This window comes from Kitasatospora sp. NPDC056651 (genome assembly GCF_042792155.1).
Taxonomy (GTDB): Bacteria; Actinomycetota; Actinomycetes; order Streptomycetales; family Streptomycetaceae; genus Kitasatospora.
The window spans coordinates 21,573-36,829 of sequence record NZ_JBHTWX010000005.1 but is presented as its reverse complement, the minus strand read 5'-3'; the positions used below and the strand labels follow the sequence as shown (position 1 = coordinate 36,829).

At 72.0% G+C, this 15,257-nt stretch carries 15 protein-coding genes and 1 pseudogene; 6 read left to right on the top strand and 10 right to left on the bottom strand.

Annotated elements, in window-relative coordinates:
- Positions 1 to 378: 378 nt before the first annotated feature.
- The gene (locus ACFRAR_RS04200) at positions 379 to 1,059 is read right to left on the bottom strand and encodes a hypothetical protein (protein ID WP_380694568.1); all 681 of its coding nucleotides are present in this window, start codon (positions 1,057 to 1,059) and stop codon (positions 379 to 381) included.
- A 245-nt stretch (positions 1,060 to 1,304) separates the two neighbouring features.
- On the opposite strand from ACFRAR_RS04200, the gene ACFRAR_RS04195 reads away from it, so the two are divergent.
- On the top strand, positions 1,305 to 1,640 hold the full coding sequence (locus ACFRAR_RS04195) for a hypothetical protein (protein WP_380694566.1): 336 nt from the start codon (positions 1,305 to 1,307) through the stop codon (positions 1,638 to 1,640).
- 453 nt (positions 1,641 to 2,093) lie between these two features.
- Here ACFRAR_RS04195 and ACFRAR_RS04190 read toward each other — a convergent pair whose 3' ends face one another.
- Positions 2,094 to 3,053: an NAD(P)H-dependent flavin oxidoreductase gene (locus ACFRAR_RS04190; RefSeq protein ID WP_380694564.1), complete on the bottom strand. Its 960-nt coding sequence runs from the start codon at positions 3,051 to 3,053 to the stop codon at positions 2,094 to 2,096.
- A 751-nt stretch (positions 3,054 to 3,804) separates the two neighbouring features.
- Complete coding sequence (gene xerC, locus ACFRAR_RS04185) at positions 3,805 to 4,845, bottom strand: tyrosine recombinase XerC (RefSeq protein WP_380694562.1); 1,041 nt, start codon at positions 4,843 to 4,845, stop codon at positions 3,805 to 3,807.
- Positions 4,846 to 5,670: 825 nt separating this feature from the next.
- Here xerC and ACFRAR_RS04180 point away from each other — a divergent pair.
- Complete coding sequence (locus tag ACFRAR_RS04180; protein ID WP_380423863.1) at positions 5,671 to 5,880, top strand: DUF6243 family protein; 210 nt, start codon at positions 5,671 to 5,673, stop codon at positions 5,878 to 5,880.
- A gap of 810 nt (positions 5,881 to 6,690) precedes the next feature.
- Positions 6,691 to 6,879, top strand: a pseudogene (locus ACFRAR_RS04175) (hypothetical protein); the annotation flags it as partial.
- Positions 6,880 to 7,050: 171 nt separating this feature from the next.
- On the opposite strand, the gene ACFRAR_RS04170 reads toward ACFRAR_RS04175, so the two are convergent.
- Positions 7,051 to 7,818, bottom strand: coding sequence for a hypothetical protein (locus ACFRAR_RS04170; protein WP_380694560.1), 768 nt, complete (start codon positions 7,816 to 7,818; stop codon positions 7,051 to 7,053).
- Positions 7,819 to 7,954: 136 nt separating this feature from the next.
- Complete coding sequence (locus tag ACFRAR_RS04165; protein WP_380694558.1) at positions 7,955 to 8,080, bottom strand: hypothetical protein; 126 nt, start codon at positions 8,078 to 8,080, stop codon at positions 7,955 to 7,957.
- A 108-nt stretch (positions 8,081 to 8,188) separates the two neighbouring features.
- Here ACFRAR_RS04165 and ACFRAR_RS04160 point away from each other — a divergent pair, with 108 nt between their 5' ends.
- The 3 genes from ACFRAR_RS04160 to ACFRAR_RS04150 are packed head-to-tail and all read left to right on the top strand — an operon-like array spanning position 8,189 to position 11,750.
- Positions 8,189 to 8,722 (top strand): PadR family transcriptional regulator, encoded by a 534-nt coding sequence (locus tag ACFRAR_RS04160; RefSeq protein ID WP_380694556.1) that lies wholly within the window; start codon positions 8,189 to 8,191, stop codon positions 8,720 to 8,722.
- Positions 8,719 to 9,405 (top strand): ABC transporter ATP-binding protein, encoded by a 687-nt coding sequence (locus ACFRAR_RS04155; protein ID WP_380694554.1) that lies wholly within the window; start codon positions 8,719 to 8,721, stop codon positions 9,403 to 9,405. The genes ACFRAR_RS04160 and ACFRAR_RS04155 overlap by 4 nt, the downstream gene beginning before the upstream one ends.
- A complete protein-coding gene (locus ACFRAR_RS04150; RefSeq protein ID WP_380694552.1) occupies positions 9,402 to 11,750 on the top strand; it encodes an FtsX-like permease family protein in 2,349 nt (782 codons plus the stop codon). Before ACFRAR_RS04155 ends, ACFRAR_RS04150 begins: the two co-directional genes overlap by 4 nt.
- A 101-nt stretch (positions 11,751 to 11,851) precedes the next feature.
- Here ACFRAR_RS04150 and ACFRAR_RS04145 read toward each other — a convergent pair whose 3' ends face one another.
- The 5 genes from ACFRAR_RS04145 to ACFRAR_RS04125 form a co-directional block, all read right to left on the bottom strand.
- On the bottom strand, positions 11,852 to 12,208 hold the full coding sequence (locus ACFRAR_RS04145) for a cyclic-phosphate processing receiver domain-containing protein (RefSeq protein WP_380694550.1): 357 nt from the start codon (positions 12,206 to 12,208) through the stop codon (positions 11,852 to 11,854).
- Between the two features lie 63 nt (positions 12,209 to 12,271).
- Complete coding sequence (locus ACFRAR_RS04140) at positions 12,272 to 12,793, bottom strand: pyridoxamine 5'-phosphate oxidase family protein (protein ID WP_380694548.1); 522 nt, start codon at positions 12,791 to 12,793, stop codon at positions 12,272 to 12,274.
- The gene (locus ACFRAR_RS04135) at positions 12,790 to 13,158 is read right to left on the bottom strand and encodes a hypothetical protein (RefSeq protein ID WP_380694546.1); all 369 of its coding nucleotides are present in this window, start codon (positions 13,156 to 13,158) and stop codon (positions 12,790 to 12,792) included. Before ACFRAR_RS04135 ends, ACFRAR_RS04140 begins: the two co-directional genes overlap by 4 nt.
- 42 nt (positions 13,159 to 13,200) lie before the next feature.
- Positions 13,201 to 14,406 carry a GNAT family N-acetyltransferase gene (locus ACFRAR_RS04130; protein WP_380694544.1) on the bottom strand — a complete coding sequence of 402 codons (1,206 nt, stop codon included), beginning with the start codon at positions 14,404 to 14,406 and terminating at the stop codon, positions 13,201 to 13,203.
- A 45-nt stretch (positions 14,407 to 14,451) separates the two neighbouring features.
- The gene (locus tag ACFRAR_RS04125; RefSeq protein WP_380694542.1) at positions 14,452 to 15,189 is read right to left on the bottom strand and encodes a class I SAM-dependent methyltransferase; all 738 of its coding nucleotides are present in this window, start codon (positions 15,187 to 15,189) and stop codon (positions 14,452 to 14,454) included.
- Positions 15,190 to 15,257 lie beyond the last annotated feature (68 nt).

Below are 15,257 nucleotides of genomic sequence, written 5' to 3'. Positions count from 1 at the left end.
TCGGGTACGGTGTCCGGCACGACCAGGTCCGGACCGCCGACAGCATCGGCGGAACCAGCCTCGGCCGATTTCTTCTCCCCGTCCGGAGGCGTGTCAGCAGCGCGCCCACCAGCGGAACTCCACCCTTCTCCGCGCCGTGTGCCTGCGGAATGCCTACTACTGAACCGGAGTTCCCCGCATGCCCGAGCGCCAACTCGCCGCCTCACCGAGCGACTTCCTCTGCGAACACACCCCCAGCAAGAGCCGCGTCCTCGCCCTCCTCTCCCACGGCGACGGCCCCGACTCGCTCCAGGCCGTTCTCACCTGCCGCGACCCCGAACTCGCCCACCGCGCGGCCGAACTGCTGCGCCGGACCCTGATCCGGGCGGCGGGTGCCCTTCATGCGGAGTCCGTGGACGGGCTGTGCGGGCAGTTGCCGGACGCTCCGGCGTCGTCGCTCCGGCAGACCGTGGCCGCCGCCTCGGGCCCGGCGCCGGCGGCGACCCGCTGGAACAGGTCCCGGGTCTGACCGGGCAGCAGATCGCCGACCGTGTCGGCCAGCACGATCGTCCCCGCCCCCTGGGCCGTCATGGCCCCGGCGTACTCGGCCACCAGACCGTGGTCCGCCCGGGGAGCGTCCACCAGGCACACGTCCACCGCTGTGTTGTCCGCCAGACCCACCGCCTCCTTGACCACGTCCAGGCCCTGGCGCAGGGCCTCGCGGGCTTTGCTGTGCACCAGGGTGCGGGCGGTCGCCTCGGAGGCGGCGACGATCACCATGACCTGTGCGTGCGCCGCACCCCGCGCCGCACCCCGCACCGCGCTCAGTGCCAGCCGCACGTCCGTCACTGTGCCTCTGCAGATCGCGGATGCTCCCGGGCCAGCCGGACCCGGAAGCCGGCGCTCATCAGGGTCTTGGCCTGAGCACCGTCGCGTGCCGACTCCTCGAAGAACACGACGCGCCCGGCCCCGGCCGACTCCCGCACCACGTCCACTGGCGACAACGTCCCAACCCCTGTCCTGCCACGGCACTTGCGCACCGCGATACGTCGAGATCCACTCGGGCGGATCGTAGAGCATAGGCAGGACACCGACGTTGACACAGCATCATCCTGCCGCCCTGACGGCAGCGCCCCGGCAGCGGTGTCCCCGACCACCTCACCCACACCGACGCAGGGGTCCGCACGACCCAGGTCATCGCTCCCGGATACGCCTGCCCCTCCAACGCCTTCCTCACCCGGGCGCTCGCCGCCACGGGGGAGGACCTCCTCTCCATCACCTCCGCCAACCGCTCCCGGAAGCTGACCGGCGCCCGTGGCGAACCGGTGCACTGGCGCGCCGACGCGCTCAAGGCCGAGTTCGACAGCGAACCGGGCATCACTTTCCTGGAAAACCCCGACGAGGACGCCGCGCGGCGCAGCCACCCCTCCCACGCCCCGATGTCCACCACCGTCCTGACGTTCCACAAGACCGACGGCACGGACGACGACGGCCGCCCGCGGCTGGTCGTCGAACGGCACGGCTCACTTCCCGTCGAACTCCTCGCCCCTGCCGTGGCCGCCCTCGGCTACGGCCTGAGCCTGTCCCCGGGCGCGGCCCGCAGGCTCTCGCAGCGGTCCTACGGCGATGACCTCCGGGTCGGCGGCGGACACCTCGGCTGAGGTGACGCCGAGGCAGCTCCCCCCGCAACAGCATCGGCAGGCTCCTGCGCCGGCCCCTCCAGGAACAGGCCGAAGCCCTCGCCCAGAGCACCGACACCTGACCCCCGCCCACCTCGGCAGGGCCGGGTACGGCCGCACCCGGCCGCCCCGGACCTGCCGCACTCCGAGAGCCGACACGGCCGGACTCTCGGCATCGACCGCACTCCCGGCACGGCAGGCGCAGCAGGACCGCCATGGTGAAGGCTGCGGCCCCGAGGCCGGCGGCGGCGCATGGCAGGCGAGTCTCCTGAACAATCGATCACGGACGCGCCGGTCATGCCATGCCACGGCCTGTCCGACTACCGAATCACGAAAGGGAGCTCCGCCCTCGCGAGCCTCGGCGTGCTGGACGTCCCGACGCGCAGGCAGGCGCGCCCTCAATGGGCGGCGGCTCGGGCGTCCGTCCCGGCGCCGTCAGAATGCCATTCGTTCCCAGGTGGCCGTGTACTCGGCAAGCCAGCGATCCACGATCTCCCGTACGGATGTCACTTCCCGCACGAGGCCGATGCCCTGGCCGGAGCCGAGGATGTCGCGCCACGGCATGACGAGCGGGTCCTTCTCGCCGAAAGCCATCCTGTCGCCTGTTGACGGGGACAGGTTGTCCGGATCGAACCCGGCATCCACGATGGACTTCCGCAGGTAGTTGCCGGGCACCCCGGTAAACAGGTCGGTGTAGACGATGTCCGCCGCCGTGGAGTCGATGACGGTTCGCCGGTAGTCGTCGTCGGTGTTGGCCTCCCGCGCGGCCAGGAACCGGGAGCCGATGTAGGCCAGGTCGGCACCCAGGGTCTGAGCTGCCAGGATCGCCTCGCCCGTCGCTATGCCTCCGGCGAGCACGATGGTCCCGTCGAAGAATGCGCGTACCTCGCTGAGCAGGGCGAAAGGAGACAGGGTGCCCCCGTGCCCGCCCGCCCCGGCGGCCACCAGGATCAGTCCGTCCACTCCGGCGTCGGCGGCCTTCCGCGCGTGCCGGATGTTCGTCACGTCATGGAACACCACACCCCCGTAGTCGTGGATGCTGTCGAGCAGCACGGGGGGTGGGGCGCTCAGGCTCGACAGCACGAGGGGGACCTCGTGTTTCACGCACACCTCGATGTCCCGCTCGAACCGGTCGTTCGACGGGTGCATGACGTGGTTCACGGCGAATGGGCCGACCACCGAGTTGGGATGTTCGGCCTGGTAGTCCGCCAGTTCGCCTTTCAACCGCGTCAGCCAGACGTCCAACTGGTCGGCGGGCCTGGCGTTGAGCGCGGGGAACGCCCCCACGATCCCGGCCTTGCACTGCGCCGCAACCAGCTCCGGACCGCTCACGATGTACATGGGCGACCCGATGACGGGAAGGCGTAGGTTCCGCAGAACGGCGGGCAGCGCCACCTCAGTGCTCCTCAAGGTCTATGGTCCACCAGTCCGCGGACCCGTGGAGTCTGACTGCGTATCAGTGGATTATCGCATCGCCGATCCATGCCCAGTCGCCGTATCCCCAGTAGCGCGCCACCAATGCCGTGGGCCGGTGGGAGTGGAGAGAGGAGGCGATGTCAGAAGCGGCAAGGCGAGAGGCGCCCATCCATCTCTCGGTGGGGTAGGCATCCTGTCACTGGTTTCAGCTTCTGACGTCCCATCAACTGATGCCAATGACTTAACACAACCAGGTAGTCCTGACCTGGAGCGTTGCCAGGGGGTAACCGCATGGGCACGGACGAGCCTGGGGGGCGGGCGAACCCGGGGGCGGCGTAGGCAGCAACGGAGGCGACGGCGGTACGCTCAACGTCAACGGCGGCGCCCCGCAGGCCGGTGGCCCCGGCCGGAACGGCGCCAACGGCACAGGCGGAGTCGCCGGCGCAGCCGGCGCCGTGCTCATCCTGTGGTGACCACATCTCCCACCTGCCGGCGCCCGTCCACGGGGCTGCCGCGCAGCTCGCAGCGCTTCCGCATCCTTGCGGCGCAGCGGAAACGGTGGGCCATACCAGTTCGTAGCCACTGAGATCTATCACGGGAAGTCCCTCCTCGCCCGAGTCCGCCGGTCACGCGACCTACGTACCGGCTGCACGGCGAGGGCACCGGCGGGCCCGGACAGAGTGGCGGGAATTCCCCGGCTCACGGTTGGCACATCCGGTGGGGGCGGGGTTCAGGTGCGGAATGGAGACTCCCGCCTCCTGGATGCCGGTCCGGTGCAGCTTCGCCGGACCGGCGAGGGGGCGCCGGCAGCGATCATGATGCTGGCGGCAGCGTGTCGCAGGTCGTGCAGGCCGATCCGGGGGAGGCCGAGTTCGGCGGTGCGCTTGCGGAGCTGGTCGAGGACCAACTGGGGCCGCAGGGGCGATCCGTCCGCGTGGGCGAAGACCAGGCCCTCCAGCCGGCTCTCGGGGTGGGCGGCCATCTGGAGGTCGGCCTGGTGGTGGAGGGCGATCATGACCCTGGGGGAGAGGCTGATCCAGGCGCGGCTGGCCTCGGTCTTGGGCTGGTTGAAGTGGAGGTCGCCGTTGTCCACGGCGGACAGGGTCCGGCGGACGAACAGCTTGCGGTCCATGAGGTGGACGTCCGACCAGTGCAAGGCCAGGACCTCGTCGCGGCGCATACCGGTACCGAGCAGGACCTCGAACAGGTCGGCCGGCTGGTCCGCGTACTGCTCCGCGTTGTGCCGCAGGAATGCCGCCGCCTCCTTCGGCGTCCAGCAGGTCCGCTCCTCGGCGCGGGGCTTGGGCGGCACGCAGTGCTCGGCCGGGTTGAACTTCAGCCGCCATGACCGCACCGCGTGGTTCAGCGCGTTGCGCAGCGTCGAGACGACCCGGTACGGCGTGGCCCTGCCCCGCCCGGCCTTGCGCTGCGCGGCCACCCAGTCCTTGATCTGCTTCGGCCGCAGGTCCAGCAGTCGGCAGCGCCCGAACGCGGGGATCAGGTTCCTCTCCACGTAGGCCTTGTAGCCGGCGTACGTTTTCACGGTGAGCTCCTCCTTCGGCGTGGCCAGCCATTCCCGCAGGCAGTCCGTCACAGTGGTACGGCGCTCCTCGTACGCCCCGTTCAGCTCGCCCTCCAGCACCGCCGCCAACTCCTGCGCGGCTTCGACCTCCGTCGCGAACCCATCACGTCGCCGGGTACGACGTCGGCCGTCCTGCGGCGCCAGGTCGACCAAGTACGTCCACGACCCGTGCTCCGTATCCTCCAGCAACCGCACACACCACGCACCCAACTACCGCCCGCCCTTGTCCCGGCACCCACACCGCCGGTACACCCGACCACGCTGCGCACGCTGTCCCATGTGCTTCTCCTTCCTGAACGCGGTGACCCTGGTCCAAGGCTTGCCGTTCGGCCGGGCGTGGCGGCAGAGCATGCGGGGCGGTGCGCGAGGCACATCAGAATCAGCCGGTGAGGACACGCTCAAGACGACATACTGCCCGGAAGATCACCAACCGTATCCAGTGGGTAGTCGACCTTGATCCGCCCGGGCTGGTGAGTGGCAGCGAAGGGTGTCCCGGCCGGCCGGCGGGCGGTGTGGGATCCCAGATTCCGTGCCCTCTCCCCATGGGCGATTTCCACCGCGTGGCCCAAAGGACACGGGAACGGGAATCGGCAGGTGAATCGCCGCTGCCCGAGCCAAGGGTTGTCCCGCAACGGCGGGACGCAAGTGAGATGACCTCTCATGCCATCAGTGTGCTCGCGACCACTGGCAGTGCCCCGGCGGCTCGGCAACGCCGATCTGGACAGGGCGGGCGGGCGACGACCGGCGGGTGCTGGGGGGTGCTGGCGGTGCCGGGATTCCGAAGGAACCGGCCGGCCCCGGGCGCTCGCCGAAGGCCCGGCCGACGCGGGGGCGGCGAAAAGGTTGGTGTTCAGGGCCGACGGAACCGGGTAACGTCTTTGCCATGTTCTTCCAGACCCCGAATGACGAGTGAGCGCGTGATGGGCCCCTGCTGACGTCCTTCGACGTCGCCGCCCGTCCCCCACCGATGAACCCGTAGAGCACTTCACTTCACCACCGGGAGAACCCACGACCGTGAGCAAGAACATCAACAACCCCGTGGGCATGGGCGGCGGCCAGCGCAAGAGGCAGTCCCGCGCCGAACGGCAGAACAACGGTCCGCACCGCAACCTCGACCGCCAGGGTGCAGCCGACCAGAAGGCGGAGCTGGTGCGCAAGATGCGCGAGAAGGCAGGAACGGCTGAGGGCGCCGGGCAGGCGGGCGGCGACATCGTACAGGGCTGACGCACCGCCGTCGCAGCGCGGCACCGCACGGGGCAGGGCTCGGACCGCGACGCGCGGCCCGAGCCCTGCTGCCGTACCGGGCGCGGCCGGTCCCGCTCAGCTCCTGGCCGACCACCCGCGTCTCAGCTCAGCTGACCACCCGGGGCAGCCGCAGAATCGGCAGCCCCGCCACCGCCACCACCCCGAGCTGCACCAGCAGCTCAGCACGTCCCCGTGCCCAGCCCGGGCAACACCGCAGCCGGCGGCAGCAGAGGAAGTGGACATGGCCGGAGGAAAACTGGTGGACACCTCGGTGGGACAACCGCGAAACCCGCTGGCCAGAACGACTCCGGCGGACAGGCCGATGCGGAACCCACAGGCGGGCCCTGCTGAAGGGTCGACAGATTGTCGTCACCCGCAGTGACCGGGGCCCATGGGGGCCATTTGGGGACCAGTTTGGGACCACGACTGATGAGCGCCTATGAGCGCCCGTGGGCGATAACAGACATCTATGTGCGAACTTGAACCCGGTTGGGCATCGAGCGGGTTCGAGCCCTCGACCGTGGATCTTCATGATGACTCTCAACTTTCCTTTTTTCAGTGCAGTTGAGATGCAAGAAAGTCAAGTCCTTGAGGTCTCGGCTGCCGACTATAGTTGAACCCCTGGGGGTCAAGGGGTCGCAGGTCGGAGGCCGCTTTCACCGAAAGGTGGAAGCGGCCTTTTTTGATGTTCCGTCGCTGTGTTGGTGCGGTCGTGTGGCGGGTCGGGCGGGTCCTGCGGGCGGGACGGGTGATGGGCCGGGTCGTACTTCTCGGGGTTGTGTGGCGGCCTACGCCGGGCAGTTGGCCTCCGACGTGCTGCGGGCCGGCGACCCGGTCACCGTCCTGCCCTCGGGCCGCACCAGCACGGTCGCCGCGATCGACGCACTCGGCGTGGCCACCGACATCGTCTGGGCCCCGCAGCCGGTGACGGTCCGGCTCGTCGACGACATCGACATCTCCCGCGGCGACCTCATCGCCCTGGGCCTCCTCCCCGGTCGCATCGCCACCGCCGACCACCTGGCCCCCACTCTCGGCACCGCCCCCGAACTCGCTCACCTCGTCCTGACCCGCCACCGCGAGGCGGCCACTACCGCTCCCAGCGCCCGCACCGCTTGATCTCGGGGCCGTTCCGGCCGGGGACATCGCCGGTCAGCAGTGGTACCAGACCCGGACGACGAGGCAGTCGTCCGGCAGGTTCTCCAGGTGCTGGTCGGCGAACTCGTAGTAGTCGCCGGTGAGTCCGTGCTTCTCGCCCCAGTTCCGGACGTCCCCGTTGATCCAGCGTCCGTCGAGGGTGAGCAGGCTGGGAGTCGGGATGACGGCCGCGCTCCGGCGGCGGGTGAACTGTTCTTCCGTGCCGTGGAAGTAGGCAATCGGGTCGACGTAGCGCGGGAAGGTGCCGCAGACGGTGGCGGAGGTGTTGGCGGCGCCGATCACCGGTTGGGCGAGGAAGTCCTCGCGGGCGCGTTCCATGGGGTAGGTGTCCGGTTCATGGCGGGCCCGCTCGGCGAAGGCCGCGAAGGGGCGGCCGGTCGGGTAGGCGTCGGCGAACTGCTGCCAGGTCCGCCAGTCGGCGGCGGCCTTCGCGGTGACGGGTGCCCTGGCCGCGTCGAAGTCGAGCAGGCCGCGCGGGCCGCCGTCCCAGGTCGACGGGGCCTGTGTCCGGGCGGTTCCGTCCGGCCTGGTGTGTTCGAAGATCAGCCGGGGGTCGGTCTCGTGTCCGGGCCGGACCAGGAATCCTTCGTCGTCCGCGAAGCCGCCGCGGATACTCCAGTAGTCCCACTCGCCCTGCCAGCCGGGGCCACCCGGTTCGGGGGTGAGGTCGTAATCGAACGGGGCCATCGCGGCGGCGAGCGCCTGCTCGACCTGCTCGGGCGGGGTGGGGGGAAGGCAGACGGTGACAATCTCTTTTGACATGGTGCCTCTGGTCGAGAGCGGGTGTGGCCGCTCCTGGCGGCCTGTTGATCGTAGATCCGGTCCTGCGCCGGAAGGGCCCCGGCCAGGGGCGCGCAGAGGATGCCCGCCCCGGGCCGGGGGTTGCCGATGTGGCGTGTCAGGCCTCGACCTGGGGCGGTCCCGTGATCACTTCCCGGCTTCCGCCGAAGTCGAACGGGTCGAAGAGGTCGCCGACCGTCAGGTAGAAGCCCTTCTCCCAGCCGTATTGGTCGACGTGGGTCAAGGGGCCTCGGGCCGGCCGATGGCCGGGCGACGGCGCCCCGGCGGGGGCTCCGTGGCTTCGCGCCTGGCTATACATAGTGTTTATACACGGTGTGTATAGTCCTTGATCATGGCACTCGGACAGATGCTCCTCGGGCTCCTGGAAGCCCAGCCCCGGCACGGATACGACATCAAACGCCTCTACGACGAGCACTTCGGCCGCGACCGCGCCCTGCACTACGGGCAGGTGTACGCGACGCTCTCCCGGCTGCTGAAGAACGGCCTGGTCGTCGTGGAGGGCACGGAGTCGGAGGGCGGCCCGGAACGCAAGCGGTACGCCATCACCGACGCGGGCGTCACCGACCTCGCCGGCTGGCTCGGCCAGGCCGAGGACCCCCAGCCCTACCTGCAGAGCACCCTCTACCACAAGGTCGTCCTCGCGATCCTCACCGGCCGCTCGGCCGCCGACGTCCTCGACGCCCAGCGGGCCGAACACCTGCGCACCATGCGCGAACTGACCCGCCGCAAACTCGCCGGCGACCTCGCCGACGAACTGATCTGCGACCACGCCCTGTTCCACCTCGAAGCCGACCTGCGCTGGCTGGAACTCACCGCCGCCCGCCTCGACGACCTCACCGCCCGCCTGACGGAGACCCCGCGTTGACCACCGCCCAGCCCCTCCTCCACGCCCAGGACCTCCACAAGGCCTTCGGCCCCACCCCGGCCCTCGACGGCGCCTCGCTCACCGTCGCCGCCGGCGAACTCGTCGCCGTCATGGGCCCCTCCGGCTCCGGCAAGTCCACCCTCCTCCACTGCCTCGCCGGCATCACCCGCCCCGACCGGGGCACCATCACCTACCAGGGCCGCGACCTCACCGCCGCCACCGACGCCGAACTCAGCGCCCTGCGGCGCACCGAGTTCGGCTTCCTCTTCCAGTTCGGCCAGCTCGTCCCCGAACTCTCCTGCCTGGAGAACGTCGCCCTGCCGCTGCGCCTGAACGGGCTGCGCCGCAAGGCCGCCGAGGCCCGGGCCGCCGAATGGCTCGAACGCCTGGAGGTGGCCGACCTCGCCGCCAAGCTCCCCGGCGAGGTCTCCGGCGGCCAGGGCCAGCGGGTGGGAGCCGCCCGGGCCCTGATCACCGGCCCCAAGGCGGTCTTCGCCGACGAGCCCACCGGCGCCCTCGACTCCCTCAACGGCGAACGCGTCATGAAGCTGCTCACCCGCGCCGCCCGCGAGAGCGGCGCGGCCGTCGTCCTGGTCACCCACGAGGTGCGGGTCGCCGCCTACGCCGACCGCGAGATCGTCGTCCGCGACGGCCGCACCCGCGACCTGGTCACCACCCGGTGAGCGCCGCCGACCCGCGAGTGCGCTCGCCCCTCCTGGACCACCTCGCCCTCGGCGCCCGACTGGCCCTCACCAGCGGACGGGACGGCTGGGGCCGCCTGCTGCTCACCGCCTGCGGCGTCGGCCTGGGCGTGGCCCTGCTGCTCTTCACCGCCTCCTTCCCCGGCATCGTGCACCACCGCGACCAGCGCCTGTACACGCAGAACGACACCTTCCGGGACGAGGACCTGCCCGCCCCCGGCGACCGGACCGTCCTCGTCGCCGTCGCCGACACCACCTTCCACGGCACGCCCGTGCGCGGCCGCATCGTCCAGCCCGAGGGCCCCAACGCCGCGCTCCCGCCCGGGCTCGCCGCCTACCCGAAGCCCGGCGAGATGGCCGTCTCGCCCGCCCTGGCGGACCTGCTCAAGGACCCCGCCAACCACCTGCTGCGCGACCGCCTGCCCTACCCCGTCACCGGCACCATCGGCCCGGCCGGGCTGCTCGGTCCCGGCCAGGCCGGCTACGTGCTCGGCGGCGACCACCTCTCGGTGGACACCGGCGCCCTCCGCATCACCGAGTACGGCCACTTCTCCCCGCCCAAGCCCATGGACCCGAAGCTGGTCCTGCTCAACGCCGTCGGCCTGACGGTGATGCTGGCCCCGGTCGGCGTCTTCCTCGCCGCTGCCGCGCGCTTCGGCGGCGAACGGCGCGACCGCCGGCTCGCCGCGCTGCGCCTGGGCGGCGCGGACCTCCGCACGACCGCCCGGATCGCCGCCGGGGAATCCCTGGTGGGCGCGGTGCTGGGCCTGGCGGCGGGGGCGGCGCTCTTCCTGCTCGGCCGACAGCTCGTCGGACACATCCGCCTCGCCGGGTTCAGCTTCTACCCCGAGGACGTCGCACCCCAGCCCGCCGTCGCCGCCGCGATCGCCGTCGTCGTGCCGCTCCTGGGCATCGGCGTCACCCTGCTCGCGATGCGCCGGGCGGCCCTCGACCCGCTCGGCACGGTCCGCCGATCCACCCCCGGGCGGCGCCGGATCGGCTGGCGGCTGATGCTGCCGCTGGCCGGCCTGGCCCTGACGGTGTTCGCCCTCGCGCTCGTCGGCCCGGCGCGGGGAACGAGCGGTTCGCTGCTCGTCGCGGTCGGCGTGCTGCTGGTGCTGATCGGCCTCTGCACCCTGCTGCCGTGGCTGGTGGAGGCGGTCACCCGGCGGGCCGGTGGCGGCGGCCTGTCCTGGCAACTGGCCACCCGCCGCCTGCGGATGAGCCCCGGACCCGCCGCCGCGGCGGTCAGCGGCGTCGTGGTGGCGATCGCCGGAGCCATCGCCCTGCAGACCCTCTTCCTCGGCATCAGCACCCAGTACGAGGACCGCGCCCGGCCGCTGCCCGCCACCGGGCCCTACCGGCAGTCGGTGACCTTCCCCGGCGGAGCGCCCACCGCCGACGCCCTCGCCGACCGACTGGCGCACAGCGCCGGTATCCAGGCCACCGCCGCCTACACCCAGTTCTACGTCGAGAGCGACACGGCCAAGTCCTGGCAGCTGCCCGCGGTCCGGATCGCCTCCTGCACGGTGCTGCGCGGCTTCGCGACCCTGCCCGACTGCGCGGACGGCGACGCCTTCGCGGTCCAGGGTTCGGCCGGGCAGCCGGACGCCGAACCGGTCCGGCCCGGGACGACCGTCCGCGCGGCCTACTCCCGCGGCACCGGCGACCCGGTCACCTTCCCGCTGCCCGCCGTGACCGCGACCGTCCCGGCCGTCGCGGACGCCGACCCCAACGGACGGATCGGGTCCGGCCTGCTGCTCCTCACCCCCGCCGCCGTCCCGGCCGAGGCGCTGTGCGGACAGCCGGCGACCGTCCTGGTGTCGCTCGCCGACGGCCTGGCGGACCCGGAGGAACAGCTGATCACCGCCGTGATGGCGATCGACCCGCAGGCCCGCGCCGAGTTCCCGCTCGACCCCGCACCCGACTCCACCTACCTCGCCGTCAAGCGCCTGCTGACCGCCGGATCGGCCGTCACCCTCCTCCTGGTCTCCCTCAGCCTCCTGGTCGGCCAGCTGGAGCGGTTCCGCGAACAGCGCCGCGTGCTCGGCGTCCTGAACGCCGTCGGCACCCGGCGCCGCGTCCTGGGCCTGTCGGTGCTGTGGCAGACACTGGTCCCGATGGCCCTGGGCCTGGTGCTGGCGGCCGTCGGCGGCCTGCTGACCGGCGCGGTGCTGCAGTACTCGGCGGGCGTCCCGTTGAGCGCGGACTGGGGCTCGCTGCTGGCCCTGACTGCGATCTCGGCGGGTGCGGTCCTCCTGACGACCGTCCTCGGGCTGCCGCAGCTCCTTCGGCTGATGCGCCCGGAGACCCTGCGCCACGAGTGACGGCGCCGGTTCGCGTCCGACGCACCTCGCGGGGGAGGGGCGTCGGACGCGACAGCCTCGCACTGGTATTTGTTCTTTGGTCAGTGGTCAGTGGTCAGCGGTCACTGGTCGGCCCGGCCCTGGGCCGTCGTCCGCTGGACGCGGTAGCCCCACCGCGCGAGCGACCGGACGACGGTCGCGGCACCGACGGGGTTGGCGCTGTGGACGAAGACCGTGCCGATCCGGAAGGGCCGCCCGTCGAAGGCGGCCTCCTCCAGGAGGGCCACCACCGGCATGATGGTGTCGTCGCCGCCGAGGTCGTGGTCGAGCCACAGCTCGTCGATGAAGCCGTCGCGGTGCTCCTCCAGGAGCAGGATGCCCTCGCCGCTCGTGCGGGCGATCCGGGTGACCCCGGGGAGTGGCCGGAGGTCGTCTATGCCGAGGACGACGGGCGTCGGCGCGGTGTCGGCTGTCATCATCGGACCATTGTCGCCGTGGGCGCACGGGACGGCCACGGGATATTCCGGCCGCACGGCCTGCGGTCAGCCCGGCTCGGTGAGGGCGTGGAGGGGGACCTCGATGCGCTGGTCGTGCTTGTCGAGGAGCCAGCGGTCGACGTCCAGCAGCCACCAGCGGTCGACCTCGACGGTGTAGAAGCGGCGGGGCCCCGGGCCCCGGAAGTCGGATTCGGGCAGGAGCCATTCGCTTCGTACGGCGGGGTCGGGGAAGTTCGACTCGTAGTAGAGCCGGTGGTGTTCGGCCACGCCCCGGTCGTCGGTGGCGCGGCAGGTGCCGGTGAACTGGGCGCCGTCCAGGCCGAGTCCGGGCAGGCCGGTCAGGTAGAGCGAGCCCGCGACGCGGGGGTGGTGGCCGACGTTGCGGGAGTGCAGGGCGGTGCGCAGCGAGTAGTAGAGCAGCCGCAAGGGGGCGCCGGGGGTGCGCAGCGGCACGAAGTTGACGGTGGAGGCCCACGGTTCGGTGCCGTCGGTGGTGGCCAGGGTCATGAACCGGGCATGGGCGAGCAAGTGCCCGCTGCGGCGGAGGAGTTCGTCGGGGCCGGTCACGGGGTGCGTCCCGGTGCGGGGGTGCGGTCGAAGCCGAGGGGGACCGGGGGGTCGCTGAGCAGGGTGGCGTCCAGCAGGGTCCACCAGCGGGTCTGTTCGGTGCGGCGGCGTTCCCAGGCGGGGTCGCGGCCGCGGTCGGCGACCTGGCGGCGGTAGCGGCCCCAGCCGGCTTCGTCGGCGAAGCTGACGGTGTGTTCGATGGTGTGGACGTGGGCGCCGACGGTGCGTACCGCCCACCGGGTGCGCAGGACGGTGTCGAGTCCGTCGTAGTACCAGGACTCGCGGGCGCGGACCCAGTCCCAGAAGGCGTGCGGGTCCGTCTCCGCGGCAGGCGTGGGCTGGATCAGGTAGACCAGGTGCAGCACGGCGGGTCTCCTTCCGGTGTCGGCTTCCGATGTCGGTGGTGGTCAGCCGGCCGCGGGCGCGCCGGGGCCGTCCTGGGCCCAGTCGTTCCACTCGGGTGCCAGGGCCCAGGGGCGGGCGGCGCACCGGCCGGTCCAGAGCCGGGCGGTCCGGGCGTTGTGCCGGGCCGCCGTCCGCCGGTCGCAGAGCCGCCCGTGCAGGGGCAGGACGACGGCGGCGAGCGGGGAGAGCACGGCGCCCTGCCGGATCTTGATCTGCCAGGCGGAGACGGCCAGGCGGTAGCGGTGGAAGCCGCCGGCGGCCGCGTAGTCGACGGGGGCCTGGTAGCAGAGCATGAAGTACTCGCTCTGGGGCTGGGCGGCGCGGTAGTCGAAGCCGAAGTAGCGGCCGTAGAGCCGGTCGTGGTGGGTGTAGCAGACGTTCACGGCGACGGGGCGGCCGTCGCGGACCGCGAAGCAGCCGATGGCCCGGCCCAGCACTCCCGTCGCGGCCTGGGCCGCGAAGGAGCGGAGCATCCAGGCGGGGTCGGCGGTGCCGCCGTGCCGGGCACGGGTCTGCGTCACCAGGGCCGCGGCCTGCCGGGCCACGTCGCCGTGGGCGAGGGGCCGCCACACCACGGCCGTGCCGCCGCGCTCGCAGGCGCGGCGTTCGGCCCGGCGGTGGGTGCGGTCGGGCTGGCTCATCCGCGCCAACTGTTCGTCCCAGCCGCCGGCCGGGACGGCGACGTTGGCGTCCGCGTCGTGCAGCAGGACGCAGGCCCGGGGGTGCCTCCGGCTGATCTCCCGGGCGTCGTCGGCGGCCAGGTAGGGCATGACCACGCCGGTGAGGCCGCCGTCGCGCGCCAGCCGCAGCGCCCCTTCCAGCAGGACCTCCAGGACGCGGTCGCGGTCCTCACCGCGGGTGCGGACCAGTTCGTTGTAGGTGGAGCGCCGGGCTCCCAGCCACAGCCATCGCGCGGACCGGGCGCCCGCCAGGTCCGGGAACAGCGTGGGCAGATGAAACAGCCCGGGTTCGTCGTTCTCGCCGGGCCAGACGGACAAGGCGCCCAGCAGCCGGCCGCCGGAGGCGGCGGTGAGCGCACCGGTGTCGCCGTGGGCGAGTTCCAGCGCGCGCACCCAGGCGCTGCTGTTGTAGAAGTTGTCCGGGCCGATCAGCCGGTCCCACTGCGCGGGGTCGACCTCCGCGGGGGACGGCGGGAATCCCGCCTCGATCGGCCCGGGGCGGCGGTGGACCCGTGGTGTGGTCGCCATGGTGGTGTCTCTGGGATCGGGCTCCGGGGGTCGGGTTCTCCGGGGTCAGGTTCTGGTGCAGCTGATGATCGCCGCGTGGGGGCAGGTGAGGTACGGCCGCCAGAAGTCCTCGCCGTGGCGGGCGGTCCCTTCCCCGGACACCCGGAAGGCGGGCCAGGAGATCGAGGCGAAGCCCGCCTCGCGCAGCGCCCGTTCCAGCGTGTCCCGGCTCCAGTACCGTGCGGTGACCCGTTCGTCGTAGCGGCCGAAGCACAGTTCAAGCGTCACCCGCGAGGCGTCGTGGCGCGACTCGGTCTCCACCAGGCGCAGGCCGTAGCGCTCGTAGTAGGCGCGGTCGCCGTGGAAGTCCGGGTTCACCGGCAGGGTGACGAACCGGCCTCCCGGGCGGAGGGCCCGTGACGCCAGCGCGCACAGCGACAGCAGTGCTCCGTAGTCCTCCGCGTACGGCAGGACGTACACGGCCACGCACGCGTCGAAGCCGCCGTCGCCGAGGAGGTCGCCACGCTCGGTGTACTCGATGCCCAGCGGCTCGGCGCGTTCGGCCCGCCGCGCGATGTCGAGCATGCCGCCGGAGACGTCGTACCCGACCGCCCTCGCCGCGCCGCGTCGCCTGAGCTCCCGGCTGTACAGGCCCGTCCCGCACCCGAGGTCCAGGACGCTCCGGCCGGCGACCGCTCCCAGCGCGGCGAACACGCTGAACGACTCCAGGTCTCTGCGCCAGGGCAGGAGGAACATCTCCTCGTACATGTCACCGAGGGTGTCGAACCGGTCCGCTCCGCCCATGCCTTCGATTGTCCGCCCGATCTCCGGGGCGTGCCCGGCCCGCGACCGCCGCCGGCCCCGCTACGGCC

What these genes read in the sequence shown, in the direction of transcription:
- ACFRAR_RS04200 (WP_380694568.1), bottom strand. Translation starts at nt 1,059, where the DNA reads ATGCTCTACGATCCGCCCGAGTGGATCTCGACGTATCGCGGTGCGCAA.
- ACFRAR_RS04170 (WP_380694560.1), bottom strand. Translation starts at nt 7,818, where the DNA reads ATGTCAAAAGAGATTGTCACCGTCTGCCTTCCCCCCACCCCGCCCGAG.
- ACFRAR_RS04160 (WP_380694556.1), top strand. Translation starts at nt 8,189, where the DNA reads ATGGCACTCGGACAGATGCTCCTCGGGCTCCTGGAAGCCCAGCCCCGG.
- ACFRAR_RS04145 (WP_380694550.1), bottom strand. Translation starts at nt 12,208, where the DNA reads ATGATGACAGCCGACACCGCGCCGACGCCCGTCGTCCTCGGCATAGAC.
- ACFRAR_RS04130 (WP_380694544.1), bottom strand. Translation starts at nt 14,406, where the DNA reads ATGGCGACCACACCACGGGTCCACCGCCGCCCCGGGCCGATCGAGGCG.
- ACFRAR_RS04125 (WP_380694542.1), bottom strand. Translation starts at nt 15,189, where the DNA reads ATGGGCGGAGCGGACCGGTTCGACACCCTCGGTGACATGTACGAGGAG.